The organism is Pseudomonas sp. App30, from assembly GCF_047947025.1.
In the GTDB taxonomy this organism is placed as follows: Bacteria; Pseudomonadota; Gammaproteobacteria; order Pseudomonadales; family Pseudomonadaceae; genus Aquipseudomonas.
Genome location: NZ_CP133165.1, coordinates 453138 through 477666 on the forward strand (window position 1 = coordinate 453138; position 24529 = coordinate 477666).

Genomic DNA, 24529 nt, shown 5'->3' on the forward strand with positions numbered 1-24529 from the left:
AAAAGCTCGCTGGCAAGCCAGCTCCCACACCTGTAGCAGCGGCCGCAGGCCGCGTCAGGGGTTACACGCCGTTCTTGACCTTGCTCCAGATGCGCGTGCGCAGGCGGTCGATGTTCAACGGCATGGCTTCGAGGATGAACATCTTGTCCATCACTTCCTGCGGCGGATAGGCCGCAGGATCAGCCGCCAGTTTCGGGTCCACCAGGCTGTCCGCCGCCGCGTTGCCGTTGGCGTAACGCACCGCGTTGCTGATGCTCGCCGCCACCTTGGGCTCCATCATGTAGTTGATGAAGGCATAGCCGGCCGCCTCGTTGGGGGCGTCCACGGGCATGGTCATCAGGTCGATCCAGAACGGCGCGCCCTCCTTGGGAATCTCGTACTTGACCTTCACGCCGTTGCCCGCCTCGGTGGCGCGGTTGGCGGCCTGCATCACGTCGCCCGACCAGCCCACGGCCAGGCAGATATCACCGTTGGCCAGGTCACCGATGTACTTGGCGCTGTGGAAGTAGGTGACGTTCTTGCGCATCTGCAACAGCAGCGCCTCGGCCTTCTTGTAGTCCGCCGGGTCCTTGCTGTGCGGCGGCAGGCCCAGGTAGCGCAAGGCAATGGGCAGCAGCTCGGGGCCGTTGTCGAGCACCGCCACGCCGCAGCCGTGCAGCTTGGCGAGGATCTCGGGCTTGAACAGCACGTCCCAGGTGTTCATAGGGATGTCCTTGCCCAGCGCGGCGCGCACCTTGTCGACGTTGTAGCCGATGCCGGTGGTGCCCCACAGGTACGGCACGCCATGCAGGTTGCCCGGGTCGTCGGCCTCCAGGGCCTTCATCAGCATGGGGTTGAGGTTTTTCCAGTTCGGCAGCTTGCTGCGGTCCAGGGTTTTCAGGGCGCCGCTCTGGATCTGGTGGGCCATGAAGTGCGCCGAGGGGAACACCACGTCGTAGCCCGAATGGCCGGCCGCCAGCTTGGCGTCCAGGGTCTCGTTGCTGTCGTACACGTCGTACTGGGTGCCGAACCCGGTGGCGTTCTGGAAGTTCTGCAAGGTATCGGGGGCAATGTACTCGCCCCAGTTGTAGATGTGCACGACTTCAGCGGCTTGGGTGGTACAGGCCACGAACATCAGCGGCAACAGTTTCTTGAGCATGAGCACCTCGATTACCAGACCTAAGGGGGGGCGGCAGTTCAGAAGACCAGCACGTAGGTTTTTCTTGTTGTCTCTTGTACATCCCAGATGCCGTGGGTGTTGGCGGGCAACATCAGGGCGTCGCCGGCGACGATTTCCAGCGCCTCGCCGCCGTCCGGGGTGAAGGTGCAGCGGCCCGTGGTGAAGTGGCAGAACTCCTGTTGGGCGATCTGCCGGCGCCAGCGGCCGGGGGTGCATTCCCACACCCCGGTCTCGACGCCGTCGGTGCGTTCCACGCTGGTGACCGACACCGTGGCCACCGGCTCGCCCAAGGGCACGGCCACCGGGAAGCTTTCCGCCAGGGCCATGGTGTGGCTGCCTTTCAAATGCGTGATGTTCATGTTGCGCTCCGTGTTGTTATTGAGGGTTCAGCCGACTTTCCAGGCCATCAGGCCTTCCATGCGGTTGGCCAGGGCTTGCGCCAGGCGGCGCCGCCACGCCGGGGTATGGGGGTTGGCCAGCAGCGCGTCCTCGCTGCTGAAGCTGCGGATGATGGCGTTGTAGCCCAGCCAGCGGCAGGGTTCGGGCTCCCAGCTGCGCAGGCTGCTCACCGGGCTGTCGGTGAACACCCAGGGCTGCTGCAGCAAGGCGCTGTCCTGGCCCAGGATCAGGTCGGCCAGGGTGCGCCCGGCCAGGTTGCTGGCGCCTACGCCTTCGCCGCCATAGCCGCCGGCCAGGGCAATGCGCTGCTGGGTGTCGCGCAGCATGTGCGGGCGGAAGCGCCGGGCCATGCCCAGGTTGCCGCCCCAGGCGTGGGTCAGGCGTACGCTGCGCAGCGCCGGGAACAGCTCGCCCATCAGCGCCTGGCGCAGGCCGCGCTCGTCGGCGTTCAAGGTGAAGTCGCTGCGCAGACGGCCGCCGAAGCGGTAGCCACCGCGGGCGCCGAACACCAGGCGGTCATCAAAGGTGCGCTGGCCGTAGGTGACCTGGCGGCTGAACTCGCTGAAGGCCTGGCCACGGTTCAGGCCGATCTGCTCCCACACCGAGGCTGGCAGCGGCTCGGTGGCCACCATCAGGCTCTGCACCGGCAGCTGGTGGCGGCCCAGGGGCGGCAGTTCGGCGGCGTAGCCTTCCACGGCCGGCACTACCCAGTCGGCGTCCACGCTGCCGTGGGCGGTGGTGACCCGGCCCGGCTGCCAGTCCAGTACCCGGCTGTCTTCATAGATCTCCACGCCCAGGGCCTCGACCGCGCGGGCCAGGCCACGGGCCAGCCGGGCCGGGTGAATGGTCGCGCAGTGTGGGCTATAGACGGCGCCATAGGCGTTGGTCATGCGCACCTGGCCGGCCAGCTCGGCAGGCTCCAGCCAACGGTAGTCGTCCTCGCCCAGGCCCAGCTCGCGCAGATGCTGCAGGTAGCTGCGCAGGCTGGCCAGTTGTTCGGGGTAACGGGCGGCGCAGTACAGCACCCCGCCCTTGCGCAGGTTGCAGTCGATGCCTTCGCGGGCCACCACCTGGGCCACTTCGTCCGGGATGCCGTGCAGCAGGTCGAAGGCCTGGCGGCGTTGCGCGGCGGGCAGCGGCGCCAGCATGCGGTCCTCGCCCAGCAGGTTGCCCATCAGCCAGCCGCCGTTGCGCCCCGAGGCGCCAAAGCCGGCCACCTGGGCCTCGACCACCACCACGCGCAAGTGCGGCGCCTGGCGCTTGAGGTAATAGGCCGTCCACAGCCCGGTGTAGCCTGCGCCGATAATCGCCACGTCGGCCTGCACCTGGGCGCCCAGCGCCGGGCGCGCGGTGCGCGGCTCCTCGAGCTGGTCCATCCACAGACTGATCTCACCCCACGACTTCATCGAAGCCTCCTGTCATCAAACGATGAGCGCAGGCTAATGAAGTGCAGGGGCCGTCGTCGTTCGTGCGTGCACGCGTGGAAAAAATCGCCGCTGCCCCCGGACGCAGCAGGCCGCAGCCACCGGCCAGGCGGAGGATGCAATCCGGCCCCTCAGGTGCTAGCGTTACCCTGCCCAGTGTGACTCAGCCCCGATCAAGGTGACCCCATGCCGCGCCCGAACAACGAATACCGCTCGCTCAGCAACCTGGCCCACGAGGCCAGGCGCGCGCTGGAGTCGCCGGAAGGCGTCGACCGCGCCAACCTGATGATGCGCATCCTGTGCGCCAAGTTCAGGGAGGAAAACCGCGAGGCGCTCAAGCGCCCCAAGGCCGAGTGAACGCACCACGCACCGCTTTAGAAAACCGCCGGGCCGCCGTTAACACAGTGAGTGGGTTCCGCACAGGGAGCGCCAATGTACGCAAGCAGCTACAACAACCTGTACGTCCTGTTTTCCCTGGTCGTTGCCATCCTGGCCTCCTATACCGCGCTGAACATGACCGGCCGGGTCAACCGCGCCAGGGGCCGCGCCGCGGCGCTGTGGCTGGCCGGCGGCTCGTTCGCCATGGGCACGGGCGTCTGGTCGATGCACTTCATCGGCATGCTGGCCTTCCAGCTGCCGATCCAGCTGGGCTACGACCCGGTCCTGACCGGCCTGTCGCTGCTGATCGCCGTGGCCTCCTCGGCCTTTGCCCTGTGGCTCGCGTGCCAGAAGGAAATGCCGCTGCCGCGCCTGCTGCTGGGGGCGGTGCTGATGGGCATCGGCATTGCCGCCATGCATTACACCGGCATGGCGGCGCTGCTGATGAACCCCGACGTGCACTACATCCCCTGGCTGTTCGCGCTGTCGGTGGTCATCGCCATTCTGGCATCGGGGGCGGCGCTGTGGATCGCCTTCCGCCTGCGCAACGAAGGCCGGTTCATCCGCCGCGCGCGCCTGGGCGCCTCGCTGGTGATGGGCTGCGCCATCGTCGGCATGCACTACACCGGCATGGCGGCGGCGCAGTTCCCCGTGGGCAGCGTCTGCGGCGCCGCCAACGGCGGGCTGGACAGCAAATGGCTGGTAGTGGTGGTCATCGTCGTCACCCTGGCGGTGTGCGCCATCGCCCTGGTGATCTCGATGCTCGACATCCGCACCAGCCTGCTGGCCAACTCCCTGGACCGCGCCAACAGCGAGCTGCTGAAGCTGGCCCTGCACGACAGCCTGACCCACCTGCCCAACCGCACCCTGCTCAACGACCGCCTGGAACAGGCGATCCACAAGGCCAACCGGCAGAAAACCCGCTTCGCCATGCTGTTCATGGACCTGGACGGTTTCAAGGCGATCAACGACACCTACGGCCACCACGTCGGCGACCAGTTGCTGATCGAGGTGGCCCGGCGCATCAGCCTCGACCAGCATGACGAAGGCACCGTGGCGCGGCTGGGCGGCGACGAGTTCGTGCTGCTGACCGACAGCTGCGAGCCCGACGACGCCGCTGCGCTGGCCCAGCACCTGGTGGAAACCATCAGACAACCCTACGTGCTGGGCCAGCAGACCGTGCACGTGTCGGTCAGCATCGGCGTGGCGGTGTACCCGGCCGACGGCGCCAACGACCATGAACTGATGGTCAACGCCGACGCCGCCATGTACCACGCCAAGGAACAGGGGCGCGACGGCTACTGCTTCTTCGAACGCGCCATGAACATCAACGCCCACCAGCAACTGCAGCTGCAGCACGACCTGCGCCAGGCCCTGGAGGGCAATGAGTTCGTGTTGTTCTACCAACCCAAGATCCTCGCGCCTGCCGGCCCCATGACCGGCGTCGAGGCGCTGCTGCGCTGGAACAAGCCGGACATGGGCCTGGTGCCGCCCGACCGCTTCCTGCCCCTGGCCGAGCGCAGCGGGCTGATCGTGCCGATCGGCAACTGGGTGATCAACGAGGCCTGCCGGCAGATGGCCCAATGGCACGCCCAGGGCCAGCGTGACTGGACCATCGCGGTGAACCTTTCCACGGTGCAGCTGGCCAACGCCCACCTGGTGGAGGTGGTGCGCTCGGCGTTGCAGCGCACCGGCCTGCCGCCGCGCTGCCTGACCCTGGAGATCACCGAGACCACCGCCATGCGCGACGCCGAGGCGGCGCTGGTAGTGCTCGACCAGCTGGCGGCCCTGGGCGTGGGCATTTCCATCGACGACTTCGGCACCGGCTACTCCAGCCTGCTGTACCTCAAGCGCCTGCCGGCCAACGAGTTGAAGATCGACCGCGGCTTCATCACCGAACTGGCCCAGGGCAACGAAGACGAAGCTATCGTCTCGGCCATCGTCGCGCTGGGCAAGACCCTGGGCCTCAAGGTGGTGGCCGAAGGGGTGGAGACGGCCGAGCAGCGGGAAATGCTCACGGAGCTGGGCTGCGACATCCTGCAGGGCTACCTGTTGGGCAAGCCCATGAGCGCGGTGAAGCTGGCGGAGCAGTTCAGCGCCGAGGCAGCGCGGGCTTGAGGCGGTGTGCCTGGAACACCGCGTTGGCCGGGACGCGGCCTGCGGCCGCTGCTACGCGAAGGCAATCGCGTCGCGATAGGGAGTATATGCATTTCCCGTAGCAGCTGCCGCAGGCGGCGTCCCAGGCCACGCGGTGTATCAGGCGTGGCGGCGCTCGGCGGCGGGGACCGGGCGGCCGAAGTAGTAGCCCTGAAAGTGCGAGCAGCCTTCGCTGATCAACTGCTGCATCTGCTCGGCGGTCTCCACTCCTTCGGCGGTGGTCTTGATCAGCAGGCTGTTGCTCATGCCGGTAATGGCCCGGATGATCGCCAGGGCCTCCTTGCTGTCCGCCATCTCGCGCACGAACGACATGTCGATCTTGATCCGGTCGAACGGGAATGAGCGCAGGTAGCCCAGCGACGAGTACCCGGTGCCGAAGTCATCCAGGGAAATCGCCACGCCCAGCGCCTTCAGCGCCCTGAGCGTGGCGACGTTGCCCTCGCTGTCCTCCAGCAGCACCGACTCGGTGATCTCCAGCTCCAGGCGCTCGGGTTCCAGCCCCGAATCGCTCAGCGCCAGCGCCACCGAATCCACCAGCCCGGGGTTCTTGAACTGCACCGCCGACAGGTTCACCGCCACGGTCTGGCGGGTGCCCCAGCTGGCCGCCTCCTGGCAGGCCAGGTTCAGCGCGCGGTTGCCCACCTCGTGGATCAACCCGGTTTCCTCGGCCATGGTGATGAAATCCATGGGCATAATGGTGCCCTTGGTGGGGTGCCGCCAGCGCAGCAGCGCCTCGTACCCGGAGATCTCGTCGCCGGCGTGGGTAACGATGGGCTGGTAGTGCAGTTGCAGGTGGCCCAGGTGCAGCGCCGTGCGCAGGTCGGTCTCCATGGTGCGGCGGTGGCGCGCCGCTTCGTCGAGCTGGAACTTGAAGCGCTCGAAGCGGTTGCGGCCGTTGCGCTTGGCCTCGTACAGGGCCATGTCGGCGTAGCCCATCAGCTGCTCGGGGCTGTCGTGGTCATGGGGCGACAGGGCAATGCCGATGCTCACGCCTACCGAACAACTGTGCCCCTCGATCAGGAACGGCGGCCGCACGGCCTGGATCAGGCGCTGCGCCGACAGCTCGGCGGCCTCGGCGGTTTCCAGCTCCGGCAGGATCACCGCGTACTCATCGCCGCCCAGCCGCGCCAGGGTGTCGACCTCGCGCAGTTCCACCTTCAAGCGGCTGCTGAGCGCCCGCAGCAGCTTGTCGCCGATGCCGTGGCCCAGGGAATCGTTGACGTTCTTGAAGTCGTCCAGGTCCAGGCACAGGGTGCCGGTAATTTTCCCGCTGCCGTCGGCCAGTTGCAGCGCCTCCTTGAGCTTCTCGTGGAACAGCACGCGGTTGGGCAGCCCGGTCAGCGCGTCATGGTGGGCCATGTGGTGGATGCGGGCGTTGGCTGCCAGCTCGACGGTGACGTCCTCGGCCACGAACAGCACGTATTCCGAGGCGTTGCCCGGGTCCTGGTTGAGCACCGTGCGGCTGCGCAGCGTGCGCGGCCCGCGGTTGGTGGCCACCAGGGTCTCCACGGTCTTGATCGCGCCGATGTTGAGGTCCTGGCCCATCTGCTGCTCGATGTAGGCCGCGGTCTCCGGCGCCAGCGCCTCGCTCATCAACTGGCCGACCATGCTCGCGCCGTTGGGCACGAACAGCGCCTCGGCCTGATGGTTGGCCAGCAGGATGCGCTCGGTCTGCACGTCCTTGACGATCACACTGGCGGGAATGTTGGAGATCACCGAGTCGAGGAACTGTGACAGCGAGCTCATCTCGGCGCTGTACTGCTCAGCCAGCACCTTGGCCTCCAGCAGTGCCAGTTCGGTCTGGCGCCGCTCGCTGATGTCACGCGTCACCTTGGCGAAGCCGATCATCCGCCCCTGGTCATCATGCACGGCGTCGATCACCACGCTGGTCCAGAACGGCGAGCCGTCCTTGCGCAGCCGCACGCCTTCGGCATGGAAGCGCCCTTCCCGCCGCGCGGTTTCCAGGCTGTGGGCAGGCAGCCCGGCGGCGCGGTCCTCCTCGGTGTAGAACACCGAGAAATGCCGGCCGACGATTTCAGCTTCCGTGTAGCCTTTCGCCCGTTCCGCCCCGGGGTTCCAATTGGTGACGATGCCCTCGGGGGAGAGCATGTAGATGGCGTAGTCCACCACGCTCTGCACCAGCAGGCGGTACATGGCATCCGAGTCGGCGTTGAACTGCATGCGTTGCGAACCTCAGGCGGGGAGCGAAGAAAAGCGGGATGGCATTATGCCTTCTTCGTAATAGCGAGGGATACTGCCCGAAAGGAGGAGGAATATTGTGGAATGGGTATGTTAGGGCGCGGGGGCTTGGGACGCGGCCTTTGGCCGCTGCTACGAGACATCGGCGGCGCCCCCCTGCCCATCAGAAGTAATACAGCGCCTCCACCATCGCCGTCAGCTGCGTGCGGTCGCGGCCGTTGCCGAAGGGGCGCTGGTCGTCGCCGCCCTTGAACCAGTCGTAGCGCAGCTCGGGGCGCAGCGACAGGTGCTTGTTCATGTCATAGCGCACGCCGCTGGTCAGCGCATTGAAGGCGCCGCGGGCGGTGGTGGTGGGGAACAGCGCAAAGCCCTCGGGGTCGCTGAAGTGCTCGCCGCGCAGCGACCACGCCAGGTCCTTGCGCAGCTGATAGGTGACCACCGCGTTGGCGCCCCACCACGACGCGCCGTCGAACCCGGGGCCGGTCAGCACGTCCACCGTGGAGGCCTTGCCGTCGCCCGCCTGATGGCCGTAGACCAGCTCCGCGCCCATGGACCAGCGCGCATTGAACTGATGCCAGCCGTTGAGCGAATGCTGCTGCTTGAGCTGCCCCGACGCGGCAATGACCCGCGACGGCGGCGCCTGCACGTCGCCCAGGCTGTCGTCCTGCTCGTTGCCGACCATGAACTCGTAGTCCACCCAGGTGTTCATGTCCGCCGAACGCCAGCGCACGGCGCCGGTCAGCGACTTGTCGTTGTTGTTGTCACGCAGGTTGTTCCAGCCCTGCACCACCCCCAGCTCCAGCCCCAGCAAGCCGGCGTCGCCGTTGTACACGCGGCTGCTGGCCAGCACCCCGGCGACGGTGCCCGGCTCGCTGACGAAGGCGTAGGTCTTGCTGGCGAACGGGTTGCGCGCCAGGCGAATATTGGGCGGGATTTCATAGCCCATGGCCGGGCCGAACACCCCGGCCATGAAGCTGACGCCCGGCCCGTACGGCAGGTACAGGGTCAGCGCGGCGTTGGGCACCGCCAGGAAATAGTCCTTGTCGCGCTGGGCGCGCAGGTTATCCTGCTGGTTCATGTGCAGGCTCTGGTCCCAGCCGTAGGTGCGGGCGAACTGGGCGTTGCGGCCGTAGTTGAATTCCAGGGTGAAGCCCCAGGCCACCGCGTCGGGCCGCGGGCCCGGCAACGGCGTGATGCGTGGCACGAAGGTGGCCGCCAGCGGCTTGTCGATAAACAGATGCAGGCTGCCCAGCTCCAGGCCTTCGTCGGACATGCCGGTGATGGGCAGGTTGCTCAGGCCGTCCTTGCGCTCGGCCCGGGTGGAGCGGTTGTTGCGGGTGTAGGCGACGTCCAGCAGGTTGGACACGGTAATGCCATGGTCGCGTTCGAGGGTGTCGCCGAACAGGCTGCGAAACAGCGTGCCCTCCCCCGGCTCCTCGGCTTCATCGGCATGGCAGTTGACGATCGCCAGGGCGGCCAGCACCGCGCCAAGCGCTTTCACTTTGACGTTGATCATGGTCTGTCTCTTGTTGTTATTGTCAGCGACCCACCCGCGCGGGTGGGCCGGGAAAAACGTCTGTCAGAGATTGGTGGCCTGGAAACTCACCAGGCGCCAGCCGGCGGCCTCACGCGCCCACACCTGGGTGGTCATCACGTCCATGGCACGGCGCTCGCCGCTGCTACGAAACTCGATGTGCTGCAACAGCCGCCCGCTGGCCACTGCCACGTCGCCCAGCACGCGCACCTGCAGCGCCTTGCGTTCCACCTTGAGAAACCGGATGGCGCCGCGCACCAGTTGCAGGTACTGCTGCTTGCCGTCGACCTGGCCGGTGGCGTGCACATGCACCAGCTGCTCGTCGAGCAGCTCGGCCAGGCCGTCCAGGTCGTTGGCCACCAGCGCCCGGCAACGCAGCGCCTCCAGTTCGTTGATGGTGTCGATGATGGCGTGTTCACTCATGACGCTTGCTCCTTGAAGAAAGGGGGACACAGGCCATCAGGCTTCGGCACGCACGGTGTTCTCCAGCATGCCCAGGCCGTCGATCTCGATCCGCACCCGGTCGCCCTCGCGCAGCCAGCGCGGCGGCTTGAAGCCGCCACCGATGCCGCCCGGCGTGCCGGTGAAGATCACGTCGCCCGGCTCAAGGGTCATGACTTTCGACAGGTGCGCCACCTGCTGGTAGCAGTCGAAGATCAGCTGGTCGGTGTTCGAGGCCTGGCGCTGCTCGCCATTGACGAAGCAGCGGATACCCAGCGTGTGCGGGTCGCCGACCTCATCGGCGGTGACGATCCAGGGGCCGAACGGCGCATGGCTGTCAAAGCTCTTGCCCAGCAGGAACTGCGAGGTGCGCAGCTGCCAGTCGCGCACGCTGACGTCGTTGCCCACGCAGTAGCCGAAAATCGCCTGCCGGGCCTGCTCGGGGGACAGGTGACGGGCGCGCCGGCCGACGATGAAGACCATCTCCGCCTCGTAGTCCAGCGCCTCGGACACCCGCGGCAGGTCCACCGGCGCGTAGGGGCCGTTGGCGGCCGTGTTCATCATGGCGAACCACAGCTGCTCGGCGGGCATGTCCATGCCCGACTCGGCCACGTGGTCGGCGTAATTCAGGCCGATGCCCAGCAGCTTGCCGGGGCGCGGCACCGGTGCCAGCAACGTGACCTGGGCCAGCGGCGTGCCGGTGGCCGCGCTGGCGGCCAGTTCGGCCAACTGCGGCTGCCACAGCGCCCACTCGCGGATCAGCTCGATCATGCTGGCCGGCGCGTCGTTGAAATGGTCGCGCAGGGCCACCACCTGTTCGCCCATCACCAGCCCGACACGGGCCGCACGGCTGGGTGTTTCAAAGGTGCAGAGTTTCATGGTGCTGACCTGTATTGGGGGCCAAGGCTCTGGCCGGTGGCGCAGGTGCCGAGGGCGCACAGCTGTGCGTCACTGGCCCCGGCGCGCCAGTGCGCTACCAGCGCGTCGGCGTCGAACTCCACGCCGATGGGGTTCTGGCGGAAGATCTCCGACTGGAACACCGCCGCGGCGTCGGCTGGGTCGGTGAAATTGTCGACCTGCAGTTCGATGTCGTTGCCCTCGGGGTCGCGGTAGTACAGCGAGGTGGTGGGCCCGTGGTTGATGCTCCACGACGGCAGGATGCCCACGCCCTTCAGGCGTTCGTAGGTGGCCAGCACCTGGGCGATGGTCTGGTAGCTGTAGGCGACGTGGTGCACGCCGACCATGTGGTCGGTTTTCGCCGGCAGTTCGGGCATGTTGAAGAAGGCCAGGCGGTGGTGTTCGTCATCGAAGCTGATGAACGCCAGCACCTCGTCCTGAAACACCAGCCGGGCCTGGAACACCTGGCGGTACCAGTCGACCATGGCCTGGCGGTTGGCGCAGCGGTACACCAGGTGCGCCATCTTCACCGGCACGATGGGCTGGGTAGCCGCCGCGGGTGAGCTTGCTTGCAGTGCAGTCATCTCGGTTCTCCTTGTTCTTGTTCTACGGGTCAGATCGACACTCGACGAAAATCCGTCAGCAATGCCACCAGGCAGGCAAGGAAGCGCCCGGCCTCGGCGCCATCCACCGCGCGGTGGTCCCAGGACAGCGACAGCGGCAGTTGCAGGCGTGGCTGGAACGCCGTGCCATCCCAGCTCGGCGCCATGGCCGCCCTGCCCACGCCGAGGATCGCCACCTCTGGCGCGTTGATGATCGGCGTGAAGTGCCCGCCACCGATGCCGCCCAGGGACGACACCGTGAAGCAGCCGCCGCGCATCTGCGCCGCGCCCAGCTTGCCGCTGCGCGCCAGCTGCGACAGCTCGGCCATTTCCGCGGCGATGGCGGCGATGCCCTTGCGGTCGACGTCGCGAATCACCGGCACCACCAGGCCGTCCGGGGTGTCGGCAGCGAAACCGAGGTGGCAGTACTGCTTGTGCACCACCTCCTCGCCCTGCAGGCTGACGTTGAACTGCGGATAGCGCTGCAGCGCCACCGCGCAGGCCTTGAGCAGGAACGCCAGCAGGGTGACTTTCGCTCCGCCCTCCTGGGCCTCGCGGTTGAGTTGCACGCGCAGCGCTTCCAGCTCGGTGATGTCGGCCTGGCTGTGATTGGTGACGTGGGGGATGCTCACCCAGTTGCGGTGCAGGTTGGCCGCCGACAGGCGCTTGATGCGCGGCCTGGCGCTGCGCTGGATGGCGCCGAACTGGGCAAAGTCGACCTCCGGCCAGGGCAGCACCTCCAGCCCGCCGCCTTTGCCGGCGGGCGACGGTTGCTGGGCCTGGGCCTTGACGTACGCCTTGACGTCCTCGCGCTGGATGCGCCCGCGCGGGTCGCTGGCGGTGACCTTGGCCAGGTCAACGCCCAGCTCGCGGGCCAGCTTGCGCACCGCCGGGCCGGCCAGGGCCAGTGCAACCGGCGCAGGCGGCGAAGACGGTGCAGGCGCCGGCACCGGGGCTGGCTGAACGGCTGCCGGCGCGCTGGCCACCGCTTCGGCGTACTGCACATGGGCGATCAGGCTGCCCTTGGAGACCACGTCGCCGGGCTTGATCAGCACCTCGCGGATGGTGCAAGCGACGGTGCTGGGCACGTCCATCACCGCCTTGTCGGACTCCAGGGTGATCAGCGATTGCTCCACCGTCACCCTGTCGCCCGCCTTGATAAACACTTCGATCACCGGCAAATCGTGAAAATCGCCGATGTCAGGCACCATGAGTTGTTGCATTGGGCAGTCCTCCTTTTTCTCGGCTCAACGGTTCCACGGCGCGTCGAGGGCGACGTCGATGGCGTAGCGTTCACGGGCTTGCGCGGCCAGGCGCGGGTCGATGGCGGCCAGGGCGGCCACGGCGATGTGCTGGCGGTCCATCTCGAAGAAGCGCCGCAGCGCCGGCCGCGTGTCGCTGCGGCCGAAGCCGTCGGTGCCCAGCGCGGTGTATGGCGCCTGCACGTAGGGCGCGATCAGCTCGGCATAGCTGCGCACCTAGTCGCTGGCCGCCACCACCGGGCAGCTGCCGGCCAGGCACTGCTGCACGTGGCTGGGCGCAGGCGCCTCGGCGCCGAACAGCGTGGCGCGCTGCACCTCGCGGGCCTCGCGGGCCAGCTCGGAGAAGCTGGTGACGCTCCAGATCTCGCTGGCGATGCCCCAGTCCGCGGCCAGCAGGTCGGCGGCGGCGATCACCTCGCGCAGGATCGAGCCCGAACCCAGCAGGCGCACCTGGCTGGCGGCGCCCTCCGCGCCACGGCGGCCGAAGCGGCGCATGCCCTTGATCACGGCGGCGTGCTCGGCAGCGTCCAGCGGCGCCTGGGGGTAGTTCTCGTTGGTCACGGTGAGGTAGTAGAACTCGTCGTGCTGCTGTTCCAGCATGCGCCGGCTGCCGTGGTCGATGATCACCGCCACCTCGCTGGCGAACGCCGGGTCATAGGCGCGGCAGTTGGGCACCGTCGAGGCCACCAACTGGCTGCTGCCGTCCTGGTGCTGCAGGCCTTCGCCGGCCAGGGTAGTTCTTCCTGCGGTAGCACCGATCAGGAAACCGCGGGCACGCTGGTCGGCAGCCGCCCAGATCAGGTCGCCTATGCGCTGGAAGCCGAACATCGAGTAGTAGATGTAGAACGGCAGCATGGCCACGCCGTTGACGCTGTAGGAGGTTGCAGCGGCCACCCAGGACGAGATGGCGCCGGCCTCGGTGATGCCTTCTTCCAGCAACTGGCCGTCACGCGACTCCTTGTAGTACAGCATCGCCCCGGCGTCCTCCGGCTCGTACAGCTGGCCCACCGGCGAGTAGATGCCAATCTGCCGGAACAGGTTGGCCATGCCGAAGGTGCGCGCCTCGTCCGCCACGATCGGCACGATGCGCGGTCCCAGTGTTTGATCTTTGAGCAGGTGGGTGAACAGCCGCACCACGGCGGTAGTGGTCGAGGTCTCGCGCTCGTCCGGGGCCAGGGCGAACTGCGCGTAGCTGGCCAGCGCCGGCACCGGCAGCGCCTCGGCGCGGCTCTGGCGGCGTGGCAGGTAGCCGCCCAGCGCCGCACGGCGGGCGTGCAGGTAGCGCATCTCGGCGCTGTCGGCGGCGGGCTTGTAGAAGCGCATTTCCTCCAGCGCGGCGTCGTCCAGGGGAATGGCGAAGCGGTCGCGGAAGGCCTTCAGGGCGTCGACATCCAGCTTTTTCTGCAAGTGCGTGGTGTTGCGCGACTCACCCGCCAGGCCCATGCCGTAGCCTTTCTTGGTCTTGGCCAGGATCACCGTGGGCTGGCCGTTGTGGGCCTTGGCGGCGGCAAACGCGGCGTACAGCTTGCGGAAATCGTGGCCGCCACGGCGCAGGCCGTCGATCTCCTGCGGGGTCATGTGCGCCACCAGCGCCTGCAACTCAGGGTCCTGGTCGAAGAAATGCTCCAGGTTGTAGGCGCCATCGTTGGCCCCCAGGGTCTGGTACTGGCCGTCGACCGTGTGGGCGAAACGGCGCAGCAGCACGTGGTTGTGGTCGCGGGCGAACAGCGCGTCCCAGTCCGAGCCCCACACCACCTTGATCACGTTCCAGCCGGCGCCGCTGAACAGCGCTTCCAGCTCCTGGATGATCTGGCCGTTGCCGCGCACCGGGCCGTCCAGGCGTTGCAGGTTGCAGTTGACGATGAAGGTCAGGTTGTCGAGGTTTTCCCGCGCCGCCAGCGACAGCGCGGCGATGGATTCGGGTTCGTCCATTTCGCCGTCGCCGAACACGCCCCAGACATGGCGGTGTGAGGTGTCGGCGATGCCGCGGTGTTCCAGGTAGCGCAGGAAGCGCGCCTGGTAGATTGAACTGATCGGTCCAATGCCCATGGAGCCAGTGGGGAACTGCCAGAAATCCGGCATCAGCCAGGGGTGCGGGTAGGAACACAGGCCGCCGCCGTCCACTTCCTGGCGGTAACGGGCCAGTTGCGCTTCGTCCAGGTGGCCTTCGAGGAAGGCCCGGGCGTACACCCCGGGCGCCGAGTGCGGCTGGAAGTACACTAGGTCGCCCTTCCCTTCGGCGTTGTCGGCGCGGAAGAAATGGTTGAAGCCGATCTCGAAAATCTCTGCCGCCGAGGCGTAGCTGGAGATGTGCCCGCCCAGCTCGCCGTAGGCCTTGTTGGCCCGGGCCACCATGGCCAGGGCGTTCCAGCGGATGATCGAGGTCAGGCGTTCTTCCATGGCCAGGTCGCCGGGAAACGCCGGCTGTTGCTCCAGGGCAATGCTGTTCTGGTACTGCGAATAAGGGTGCGCGCTGCGGCGCACGCCCAGGTGGCTGGCGTGCTCGTCCAGGCGCCGCAGCAGGTATTCGCCGCGCTGGCTGCCGTCGCTGCGCACCACGGCTTCCAGGGCGTCCAGCCAGTCGCGGGTTTCCTGGTGATCGATGTCGCTGTCGGTCTTTATCGACCCTTCGCGGGTAAAGGAGGTCATGGCAAACACACTCGATTCAGGTTTATCAGGCATGAGCGGGCCCTGGCACGCCGGCGTCGGGTGTGCCTGGGGAGCGTTCATGGGGCTGTTGGGGTGAGCTGCGGCGGGTTACCAGCCGTCGATGCAGCCGCTCCATTCGCTGCCGGGCGAGCGGGCGTGCATCTGGTGGTAACGGCCACTGAAGAACAGCAAGGGCTTGCGCTGGGCGCCGATGCGCAGGTGTTCGATTTCGCCGATGTACAGCAGGTGGTCGCCTGCCGGGTGCACGTCGACCGTGCGCGCCACCAGCTGCACCAGGCTGCCGTCGAGCAAGGGCGTGCCTTCATGGTCGATGAAGGGCAGCTCGGCGCCCTGCTCCGGGCGGCCGCCGAAGTGGCCGCTGAGCCAGCGCTGGCTTTCGGCGAGGAAGTTGACGCCGTAGCGCACGCCCACGTCGACGAAACGGTTGAAACTGGAGGCGTTGCGGATCGACACCAGGATCAGCGGTGGCTCCAGGGACACCGACATGAAGGCGTTGGCGGTCATGCCGGCGGGCTCGCCGTCGGCGTTGAAGGTGACCACGGTGACGCCCGTGGCGAACTGGCCCATCACTGAGCGCAGGAGTTTGGTGTCCATGGGACAGTCCTCGGTCAGGGGGCGATCAAACCAGCGGCGTGACGGTGTTTTCCACACCCAGCAGCGCCTTGCCGTACAGCTCAAAGCCCACCGCCGGCAACGCCACCGCGTGCCGCGCCGCGGTGTTGGAGTCGCGCCACCAGCGCTGCATCGGGCTGGCCTCGGAGAAGCTGCCGGCGCCGTGGGCCGAGAGCAGGATGTTGATGGCCTCGGTGATGTGCGTGTTGACCAGGCCGACATCGGCGCGGATGCGCGCGCGGGTCAGGGTGTCCAGCTTGATGCCCTGGCGCGCCGCGGCGTCCATCTCGTCGGCAGCGCGGAAGGCGCGCAGGTGCGCGGTGTCGATCTTCAGCGCGGCCTCGGCGACCTGCACCTGGAACACCACCGAGTCGGGCTGTTTCTCGAACGAGGTGTAGGCGATGGCCCGCCGCGGTGCGTTGTCGATCACGTACTGCAGCGCGGCGCGGCCCAGGCCCAGTTGCGGGCCATTGAGGATCAAGGCTGCGAACGGCACGAACAGGCCACGGTAGGCGGCTTCGTCCTTGAACTCGGTGGCGTACTCGCCTTCGATGGCGCCGCCCATGTGCAGCAGGCGATGGTTGGGCACGAACACCTCCTCGGCCACCACGCAGTTGCTGCCCGAGGCGCGCATGCCGGCGGTGAACCAGGTGTCTTCGATGCGGTAGTCGGCCTTGGGCATCAGCGCCAGGTACTGGCCGATGACCGCGCCGTTGGCGTCGCGCTCCTCGGCGCCGACCACGGCCCAGTCGGCGTGCAGGCTGCCCGACGACGAATACCACTTGCCGCTGACGATCAGCCCGCCTTCCACCCGCCGGGTGTTGGGCGAGGCGTTGAACACCCCGGCCACCCGCGCGTCGGGGTTGGCGCCGAACACTTCGTTCTGCGCCTGCTCGCAGAATAGCCCGGTGAACCAGGCGCAGACGTTGGTCAGCGCTACTACCCAGGCGGTGCCGCCGCAGGCTTCGCCCAGGGCGGCGGAGACCTCCATGTGCGCCCGCAGCGTGCCTTCGTGGCCGCCAAAGCGCTTGGGCACCATCAGCCGGAACAGGCCGGCGTCCTGGATGGCCTGGATGTTTTCCTCGCAGGTGCGGCGGTTCTTTTCGTTTTCGACGGTGTTCTTGCGCAGCAACGGCTGCAGGGCGCGGGCCCGTTCGACCAGCTCGGCCAGGGTGGGCTGGGCGGCGAATTCAGTGAAGGCGCGTACGGTGTTCAGGTCTGCGTTCATACCAACCTCGGCTATCATAATGAACAAAAATGTCATTTATAACGTTCAGGTGCATGCAAGCCGCCCGGGGCAGTGGGCAGGCAATCATTCAACCAGGTGCGGGTGCGGTGCGGTCAGGTGCGGCGGTGCAGTTTGAAGACGCAGACGTGCCAGTTCGAACGGGCGCTGGGCGAAGTGGGATGCGGGCGTGACGCGGGGTGGGAAGGGATCAACATGCTCGTCTCCTATTATTTTTATGACGATATTGTCATTCCGACAATTGAGTTGAATGTAGGCTAGCCTTGAATACCGCGCAAGGGGTATTTTGAACAAATTTGTCATTCTGATAAGCGGCGCCTAGACTGTCACTCTGACGATCTGTCACTTGAACGAGGTTTTGCAGTGTCCAAGCCCGCACCTGCCACCCCGGTGGTCGACCACCGCCCGCACGTTGCCCTGAAAAAACGCCAGCTGATGCGCGCCAAGCTGCTGGACGCGGCCATGCGCGTGTTTGCCGCCAGCGGCGCCAGCGCCCCGGTCATCGATGATGTGATTCGCGAGGCGGAGGTGTCACGCGGTACTTTCTACAACTACTTCACCTCGCTGGACGAGGTGCTGGTGGCCATCGGGCAGGCGCTGAACAACCAGATGACCACCGACATCCTGCCGGTGTACGACGTGCTCACCGAGCCGCGCCAGCGGGTGGCCACGGCGTTCCGGCTGTTCATGCTGCGCGCCCTGCTCGACCCGCTGTGGGCAGGTTTCGTGACCCGCGTGGATGCCTGGCAGCACACCTCGCTGGTGGCCGAGTACATGTCCCGCGACCTTGAGCACGGCCGGGCCAGCGGCGCCTTTGAGCTGCCGCGCATCGACGTCGCCACCGATTTCCTGATGGGCGCCTCGGCCCACGCCATCCAGGCCCTGCGCCAGGGTGTGGAGGCGCCGGATGCCTATATGGACGAAGCTGTGCGCATGGCCTTGCGCAGCCTGGGGTGCAGCGCCGAGGAATGCGAGGCCGGCATGGTGTTCGCACGCGACTACCTCAAGGCCTGGGCCAACGGCGAAGTCACCGCCACCCGCCCCGCCTGGGCACTGGGCAACCCGTAGCAGCTGCCGAAGGCGGCGTCCGGCGGCGAACCTGCCCAACCGCGGCGCCTGCGGACGCGGCCGTTGGCCGCTGCTACAGACTGTGGGAGCTGGCTTGCCAGCGAGCTTTTATGGCCCCAACAGCTCGCTGGCAAGCCAGCTCCCACAACGACTGTTGCTGCTACGGGGTTATACCGCCATTAACTTTCCTTGCTGATGGGCAGGCTGCGGATGCGCTTGCCGGTGGCGTGGTACACGGCGTTTGCCACGGCCGCCAGGGTGTGGAAGCGCCGGCAACCCGTAGCAGCTGCCGAAGGCGGCGTCCGGCGGCGATTGTGGGAGCTGGCTTGCCAGCGAGCTTTTATGGCCCCAACAGCTCGCTGGCAAGCCAGCTCCCACAACGACTGTTGCTGCTATGGGGTTATACCGCCATTAACTTTTCCTTGCTGATGGGCAGGCTGCGGATGCGTTTGCCGGTGGCGTGGTACACGGCGTTTGCCACGGCCGCCAGGGTGTGGAAGCGCCGGCAACCCGTAGCAGCTGCCGAAGGCGGCGTCCGGCGGCGATTGTGGGAGCTGGCTTGCCAGCGAGCTTTTATGGCCCCAACAGCTCGCTGGCAAGCCAGCTCCCACAACGACTGTTGCTGCTATGGGGTTATACCGTCATTAACTTTTCCTTGCTGATGGGCAGGCTGCGGATGCGCTTGCCGGTGGCGTGGTACACGGCATTGGCCACGGCGGCCGCCAGGCCGGTGACGCCGATCTCGCCGATGCCGCGCGCGCCGAACTCGCTGAGGTTCAGGTCGGGGAAATCCAGCAGGGTCACGTCGATGTCTGGCTGGTCGGCGTGCACCGGCACCACGTACTCGGCGTAGTTGTTGTTCGCCGGCAGACCGGTGCGTGGGTCGAACTCGCCCGCTTCGAACAGGGCCATGCCGATGGCCATGACAATCGCCCCCTCCACCTGGTTGCGCGCGGCCAGCGGGTTGACCACCTTGCCGACGTCAATGGCGCTGACCACCCGCGCCACCCGCAGGCGCGAGATGCCCGGGTCCCAGCGCACCTCGACGAAATGCGCGCCGAAGGAGCGGAAGGAAAACTCCCCCGACTTGGCGCCGCTGTGGAAGAAGCCCTCGGCCCGCGCCAGCCGCTGGCGGTCCAGCACCTGGGCGAAGCTGGCGCGCTGGTCGCCGTTGACCAGCTGCCCGCCGTCCACCTGCAAGTGCTCGGCATCGGCGCCGGCGAACACCCCGCCCGGCGCCACGGCGTATTCACGCAGTTGCGTCAGGGCCTGGCGCGTGGCACCGGCCAGTGCCGGCATCAAGCTGGCGGTGAGCCAGGAGCCACCCGACAAGGCCCCCGGCGGCAACGCCGAGCTGCCCAGTTCCACTTCAATGCGCTCCACCGGCAGCCCGGTCAGCTGCGCCACGGTCTGCGCAGCCACGGTGTAGGTACCGGTACCAATGTCCTGCACGCCCGACTGCACCAGCGCGCTGCCGTCGGCACGCAGGATCACCCGCGCCTCGGTGGGCATCTGGAACGCCTCCCAGTTGCAGGCGCCCACGCCGTAGCCAATGATTTCGTCGCCGTCCCGCATGGAGCCAATTTCGCCATTGCGCCGCGCCCAGCCAAAGCGCTGCGCCGCCTGCGCCAGCGCTTCGGGCAGGTGGTTGCCGGAAAACGGCAGGTTCAGCGCCTCATCTCGGGTGGCCAGGTTCAGCTTGCGGAACGCCACCGGGTCCATGCCCTGCAGCAAGGCCATCTCGTCAATCGCCGACTCCAGGGCAAACAACCCAGGGGCGGCGCCCGGCGCGCGCATGGAGGTGGGCGTGCCGCGGTTGAGCGGGCTGTGCTTGTGCGACACCAGCACGTTGGGGCAAGAATACAAGCTGCTGGTGACGCCACCGCAGGCCTCGGTGTAGGCGTCCAGGGTGGAGGTGCTGTTGACCGACTCATGCCGGATCGACAGCAGTTTGCCGCTGGCATCGGTGGCCAGGCGAATACGCTGCTGCGTCTCGGGCCGATGGCCCACGGTGGTGAACATCTGCGCCCGCGGCAGCATCAGCTGCACCGGCCGCTGGGTGGCCTTGGCGGCCATGCAGGCGGCCACCGAATGCGGCCATGGCCACAGCTTGCCGCCGAACCCCGAGCCAATGAACGGCGCGCGCACCTCGACCTTGTCCGGCGGCAGGTCGAAGACGTTGGCGAGCATGTTGCGGTGGTTGACCACGCCCTGGGTGGCCTCGTAGACGTACAGCCGGCCGTCCTGCCACCAGGCGGTGGTGGCGTGCATTTCCATCGGGTTGTGCACCTCCACCGGCGTCGTGTAGGTCTGGTCCAGCTGGTGCGCCGCACCCTCGTAGCCAGCCTGGGGGTCACCACGGCTGTGGCCGCGGCCGCCGTCCGTGGCGCCATGCAGGCGCAGGGCGTCGGCCAGGGTCTTGGTCGGCTCGCTCGCCTCATAGTCGACCTTCACCTGGTAGGCCGCGGCGCGCGCATGTTCGAAAGTGTCGGCTACCACCAGCGCCACGAACTGGCCCGGGTAGTACACACCATCGTCCTCGAACGGCAGCCGGTGCTCATCGGCCTTGCTGGCGGTCAGCACGTCCTTGAGCGGCGTGTTGGGCGTGCGGTGCAACGGCCCGACGTTGCCGTGGTGCAGCACACTGACCACGCCAGGCATGGCTCTGGCCCGGGCGTCGTCGATGGCCCGCACGCGGCCACTGGCAACGCTGCTGTACACGCCATAGGCGAACAGCAGGCCGGGCATGGGGTGGTCGGCGGCGTAGCGCGCCGCGCCAGTGACTTTCTGACGGCCGTCCACGCGGGGCGTGGGGGTGCCGATAATGCTCTGGTTCATGGGCAGCTCCTAGGCGGTCAGGTCTCGCAGGTTGCGGATGATGGCCTGCTGCCCCAGGGGGATCTTGAAGGCGTTGTTTTCGTAGGCGTGGGCGTCCTGCATGGCGAGTTGCGCCACGCGGGTGAAGCTGTCCAGCGTTGCCGGCTGCCCCACCAGCGCCTGCTCGGCTTCGCGCGCGCGCCAGGGCTTGGTGCCCACCCCGCCCAGGGCGATGCGCGCCTGGGTAATGCGCGGGCCATCGAGCACCAGCACCACCGCGCTGGACGCCAGGGCGAACTGGTACGAGGTACGGTCGCGCAGCTTCAGGTAGCCCGAGCGGCTGTTGGCCAGGGGCGCGTCCAGGGTCAGGTGGGTGATCAGCTCGTGGGGCTGCAGCGCGTGTTCCTGCCAGGGCGTGTCGCCGGGCAGCAGGTGGAAGTCGGCAAAGTCGATTTCCCGCGAGCCGGCCGCGCCCTGCACGGTGACGCGCGCACCGATGGCCGCCACCGCCACGCACATGTCCGAGGGGTGGCTGGCAATGCAGTGCTCGCTGGTGCCCAGCACCGCGTGCACGCTGCGGTTCAGCCCGCCGATGGCCGCGCAGCCGCTGCCCGGCTGGCGCTTGTTGCAGGGCGAAACGCCGTCGCGGAAGTAATTGCAGCGCACCCGCTGCATGATGTTGCCGGCGGTGGTGGCCTTGTTGCGCAACTGCGTCGAGGCACCGGCCAGCAGCGCCTGGGACAGCACTGGGTAGTGCAGGCGCACCCAGGGGTGCCGCGCCAGGTCAGTGTTGCTGACCAGCGCGCCAACCCGCAGGCGGCCGTCGGGCAAAGGCTCGATCTGCTTGAGCGCCAGGCGGTTGATATCGACCAACTGGTCGGGCTGCATCACGTCCAGCTTCACCAGGTCGAGCAAGCTGGTGCCGCCGGCCAGGTACAGGCGCTGGCCCGTGCCGGACGCGGTGCGCACGGCGTTGGCGGCCGAGTCGGCGCGCGAATAATCGAAGGTACGCATCAGACCGCCCTCCCCATCTTCGCCCGCGCCGCCTGCACGGCCGCCAGGATGTTCTTGTAGGCACCGCAGCGGCAGATATTGCCACTCATGGCCTCGCGCACGCTGGCGTCATCGGCGGGGATGTTCGGGTCGTCGAGAATGGCCACCGCGCTCATGATCTGCCCCGAGGTGCAGTAGCCGCACTGGTAGGCGTCGTGCTCCCAGAACGCCTGCTGCACCGGGTGCAGCGCGCCGTCCTTGGCCAGCCCTTCGATGGTGGTGATGCTCTCGCCATCATGTTGCACGGCAATGGACAGGCACGAATTGATCGCCACGCCGTTCACCAGCAAGGTGCAGGCGCCACATTGGCCGTGGTCGCAGCCTTTCTTGCTGCCGGTCAGTTGCAGGCGGTCGCGCAGCACGTCCAGCAGGATAGCGTTGGCCGGCACGTTGAGGCTGTGCCACTGGCCGTTCACCTGCAGCTTGATGCGCTGCTCGCCAGCGGCGGGCGCGTCCGGGTCGTTGACCTCGGCCGCCGGCGCCACGCCATGGGCCAGCGCTGGCGGTATCCAGTGGGACACGGTGGCGGCGGCGATGCCCGAGGCACCGAACTTGAGGAAATTGCGCCGCGACGCCTGGGGCGCCGCCGCATCATGGGCATCGGCCGGTGGCCTGTTCTTCTGGTCAGTCATCAGGTTCACCCTCACGTGGGTTGCATCACATTGCAGCTGACTACTGAAGGGCCACCGGGTTCGATCCAGTGGCCCAGCGGTGCTTCAGAGCTCCTGGCGGGTCGGCCGGAAGAGGATTTCGTTGATGTCGACCTCCGGCGGCTGGCTGATGGCGAACGCCACGGCGCGGGCGAACGACTCAGCAGGAATCGCGTACTCGTTGTAGAAGCTCTGGATGTGCCCGGCGATATCGGCCTCGGTGATGCTGGCCGGCAGGTCGGTGTCGATCGCGCCCGGGGAGATCACCGTGGTGCGGATGTCGTAGGGCTTGACCTCCTGGCGCAGGCCTTCGGAGATCATCAGCACGGCGCTCTTGGTCGCCGCGTACACGGCGCTGCCCGGGCGCACCTTGTGGCCGGCCACCGAGGAGACGTTGATGATCTGCCCGGCTTTCTGCTGGATCATGTGCGGCAAGGCGGCGGCAATGCCGTGCAGCACACCCTTGATGTTGACGTCGATGGTCTGGTGCCAGTCCTCGATTTTCAGGCGTTCGAGCGGCGAGTGGGGCATGATCCCGGCGTTGTTGATCATCACGTCGATGCGGCCGAAGGCGCTCACGGCCTGGTCCACCAGGGCCTTCACGGCCACGGCGTCGGTGACGTCGGTGGCCACGGCCAGGGCTTCTGCGCCGCTGGCGCGCAGCGCCTGGGCCACGGCTTCGATACGCTCCAGGCGGCGCGCTGCCAGCACCACCCGCGCGCCCTGGGCGGCCAGGTGGCGTGCGGTGGCTTCGCCCAGGCCGCTGCTGGCGCCGGTGATGACCACGACCTTGGCGGAGATGTTATTGCTCATGGAGTTGCCTCTGCGTGAGTGACGGTAGGATGGTCATCAGCATAGGTTGATGGTAAAACCTCAACAATCCGTGCCATTGCGCACGATGTAATGAGGATTTTTCATCAATGCAACGCGCCGGCCTGTCCGAACTCAACGCCTTCGCGGCGATCGCCGAATTGAAGAGCTTCCGCGCCGCCGCCGCCAGGCTGGGCGTGTCGCCCTCGGCGCTGAGCCACACCATGCGCAACCTGGAGGCACGCCTGGGCCTGCGCCTGCTGAACCGCACCACCCGCTCGGTGGCCCTGACCGAGGTGGGCGAGCGCCTGCTGCGGCGGATCATGCCGGCGCTGGCCGACCTGGATGAAGCGGTGACCGAAGTGGTGTCGACCAGCAACCGCCCTTCGGGCTCGGTGCGCATCAGCGCCGCCGAAGCCGGCGCGCGCCCGATCATCCGCGAGGTGCTGCCCGCGTTCCTGGCCACCTACCCGGACATCCACGTCGAGTTCGTCATCGACACCCGCTTCGTCGACATCGTCGCCGATGGCTTCGACGCCGGCATCCGCGTGCACGAGGACATCCCCCTGGACATGGTCGCGGTGCCCTTCGGCGAGCCCCTGCGCTTCGCCGCCGTGGCCTCGCCCGCCTACGTGGCGCAGTACGGCACGCCACGCGCGCCCCACGACCTCAAGCAGCACCGCTGCATTCGCTACCGTTTCGCCAGCGGCGCGATGTACCACTGGGGCATGGAGCGCGGCGGCGAGGTGGCGGTCATCGACGTGGACGGGCCGATGACCCTGGGCAACACCAACCTGATGGTGGACGCCGCCCTGGCCGGCATCGGCGTGGCCTGGATACCCCACTACCACGTCGAGGCCCACGTGCAGGCCGGGCGGCTGCTGCACCTGCTGCCCGAATGGAGCCCGACGCTGCCGGGGCTGTGCTTCTATTACCCGGCCAACCGCCACCCGCCGATTGCCCTGAGGCTGTTCATGGACGCGGTGCGCGAGTGGGAACATCGGCGCCGGCTCGAGCCGCGCTGAAAACGACCCCGGCGCGCCGCCCATGTCGTTCCCTGAAAGCCTCGTGGCGCAACTGAAACAGCCCGCCGCTTGCACCCGGTTTAAGCTAGCGCCCCAGGAACGCCTGACAAAACAATAACATGCAAA

19 protein-coding genes and 1 pseudogene are annotated in these 24529 nt (G+C 67.4%); 4 read left to right on the forward strand and 16 right to left on the reverse strand.

What is annotated here, in order from left to right:
• Positions 1-61: 61 nt before the first annotated feature.
• The 3 genes from RAM80_RS02025 to RAM80_RS02035 are packed head-to-tail and all read right to left on the reverse strand — an operon-like array spanning position 62 to position 2964.
• Complete coding sequence (locus RAM80_RS02025; RefSeq protein ID WP_416424566.1) at positions 62-1138, reverse strand: polyamine ABC transporter substrate-binding protein; 1077 nt, start codon at positions 1136-1138, stop codon at positions 62-64.
• A gap of 38 nt (positions 1139-1176) precedes the next feature.
• Positions 1177-1518 carry a cupin domain-containing protein gene (locus RAM80_RS02030; RefSeq protein WP_416424567.1) on the reverse strand — a complete coding sequence of 114 codons (342 nt, stop codon included), beginning with the start codon at positions 1516-1518 and terminating at the stop codon, positions 1177-1179.
• 27 nt (positions 1519-1545) lie between these two features.
• Positions 1546-2964 (reverse strand): NAD(P)/FAD-dependent oxidoreductase, encoded by a 1419-nt coding sequence (locus RAM80_RS02035; protein ID WP_416424568.1) that lies wholly within the window; start codon positions 2962-2964, stop codon positions 1546-1548.
• A 204-nt stretch (positions 2965-3168) separates the two neighbouring features.
• On the opposite strand from RAM80_RS02035, the gene RAM80_RS02040 reads away from it, so the two are divergent.
• The gene (locus tag RAM80_RS02040) at positions 3169-3339 is read left to right on the forward strand and encodes a hypothetical protein (RefSeq protein WP_416424569.1); all 171 of its coding nucleotides are present in this window, start codon (positions 3169-3171) and stop codon (positions 3337-3339) included.
• 75 nt (positions 3340-3414) lie between these two features.
• On the forward strand, positions 3415-5478 hold the full coding sequence (locus RAM80_RS02045; protein WP_416424570.1) for a putative bifunctional diguanylate cyclase/phosphodiesterase: 2064 nt from the start codon (positions 3415-3417) through the stop codon (positions 5476-5478).
• Between the two features lie 138 nt (positions 5479-5616).
• On the opposite strand, the gene RAM80_RS02050 is transcribed toward RAM80_RS02045, so the two are convergent.
• The 9 genes and pseudogenes from RAM80_RS02050 to RAM80_RS02090 form a co-directional block, all read right to left on the reverse strand.
• Positions 5617-7698, reverse strand: a complete 2082-nt coding sequence (locus tag RAM80_RS02050) for an EAL domain-containing protein (RefSeq protein ID WP_416424571.1) — start codon at positions 7696-7698, stop codon at positions 5617-5619.
• 181 nt (positions 7699-7879) lie between these two features.
• Complete coding sequence (locus RAM80_RS02055; RefSeq protein WP_416424572.1) at positions 7880-9232, reverse strand: outer membrane beta-barrel protein; 1353 nt, start codon at positions 9230-9232, stop codon at positions 7880-7882.
• Between the two features lie 63 nt (positions 9233-9295).
• Positions 9296-9673: a nuclear transport factor 2 family protein gene (locus tag RAM80_RS02060; protein WP_416424573.1), complete on the reverse strand. Its 378-nt coding sequence runs from the start codon at positions 9671-9673 to the stop codon at positions 9296-9298.
• Between the two features lie 36 nt (positions 9674-9709).
• Entirely contained in the window at positions 9710-10570 is an 861-nt protein-coding gene (locus RAM80_RS02065) for a fumarylacetoacetate hydrolase family protein (RefSeq protein WP_416424574.1), read from the reverse strand.
• On the reverse strand, positions 10567-11172 hold the full coding sequence (locus RAM80_RS02070) for a VOC family protein (protein ID WP_416424575.1): 606 nt from the start codon (positions 11170-11172) through the stop codon (positions 10567-10569). Before RAM80_RS02070 ends, RAM80_RS02065 begins: the two co-directional genes overlap by 4 nt.
• Positions 11173-11201: 29 nt before the next feature.
• Positions 11202-12413: a 2-oxo acid dehydrogenase subunit E2 gene (locus RAM80_RS02075; protein ID WP_416424576.1), complete on the reverse strand. Its 1212-nt coding sequence runs from the start codon at positions 12411-12413 to the stop codon at positions 11202-11204.
• 24 nt (positions 12414-12437) lie between these two features.
• Positions 12438-15101 (reverse strand): annotated as a pseudogene (gene mdeB / locus RAM80_RS02080) (alpha-ketoglutarate dehydrogenase).
• A gap of 108 nt (positions 15102-15209) precedes the next feature.
• Positions 15210-15716, reverse strand: coding sequence for a flavin reductase family protein (locus tag RAM80_RS02085; RefSeq protein ID WP_416424577.1), 507 nt, complete (start codon positions 15714-15716; stop codon positions 15210-15212).
• Positions 15717-15741: 25 nt separating this feature from the next.
• Entirely contained in the window at positions 15742-16962 is a 1221-nt protein-coding gene (locus tag RAM80_RS02090) for an acyl-CoA dehydrogenase family protein (protein WP_416424578.1), read from the reverse strand.
• Positions 16963-17343: 381 nt separating this feature from the next.
• Here RAM80_RS02090 and RAM80_RS02095 point away from each other — a divergent pair, with 381 nt between their 5' ends.
• Positions 17344-18048, forward strand: a complete 705-nt coding sequence (locus RAM80_RS02095) for a TetR/AcrR family transcriptional regulator (protein WP_416424579.1) — start codon at positions 17344-17346, stop codon at positions 18046-18048.
• Between the two features lie 633 nt (positions 18049-18681).
• On the opposite strand, the gene RAM80_RS02100 is transcribed toward RAM80_RS02095, so the two are convergent.
• From RAM80_RS02100 to RAM80_RS02115, 4 genes are all read right to left on the reverse strand, one after another.
• A complete protein-coding gene (locus RAM80_RS02100) occupies positions 18682-20886 on the reverse strand; it encodes a xanthine dehydrogenase family protein molybdopterin-binding subunit (RefSeq protein WP_416424580.1) in 2205 nt (734 codons plus the stop codon).
• A gap of 9 nt (positions 20887-20895) precedes the next feature.
• On the reverse strand, positions 20896-21879 hold the full coding sequence (locus RAM80_RS02105; protein WP_416424581.1) for an FAD binding domain-containing protein: 984 nt from the start codon (positions 21877-21879) through the stop codon (positions 20896-20898).
• Entirely contained in the window at positions 21879-22550 is a 672-nt protein-coding gene (locus tag RAM80_RS02110) for a (2Fe-2S)-binding protein (protein ID WP_416424582.1), read from the reverse strand. Before RAM80_RS02110 ends, RAM80_RS02105 begins: the two co-directional genes overlap by 1 nt.
• 84 nt (positions 22551-22634) lie before the next feature.
• Entirely contained in the window at positions 22635-23381 is a 747-nt protein-coding gene (locus RAM80_RS02115; RefSeq protein ID WP_416424583.1) for an SDR family oxidoreductase, read from the reverse strand.
• 107 nt (positions 23382-23488) lie between these two features.
• On the opposite strand from RAM80_RS02115, the gene RAM80_RS02120 reads away from it, so the two are divergent.
• Complete coding sequence (locus RAM80_RS02120) at positions 23489-24403, forward strand: LysR family transcriptional regulator (RefSeq protein WP_416424584.1); 915 nt, start codon at positions 23489-23491, stop codon at positions 24401-24403.
• The last annotated feature ends 126 nt before the right edge of the window (positions 24404-24529 follow it).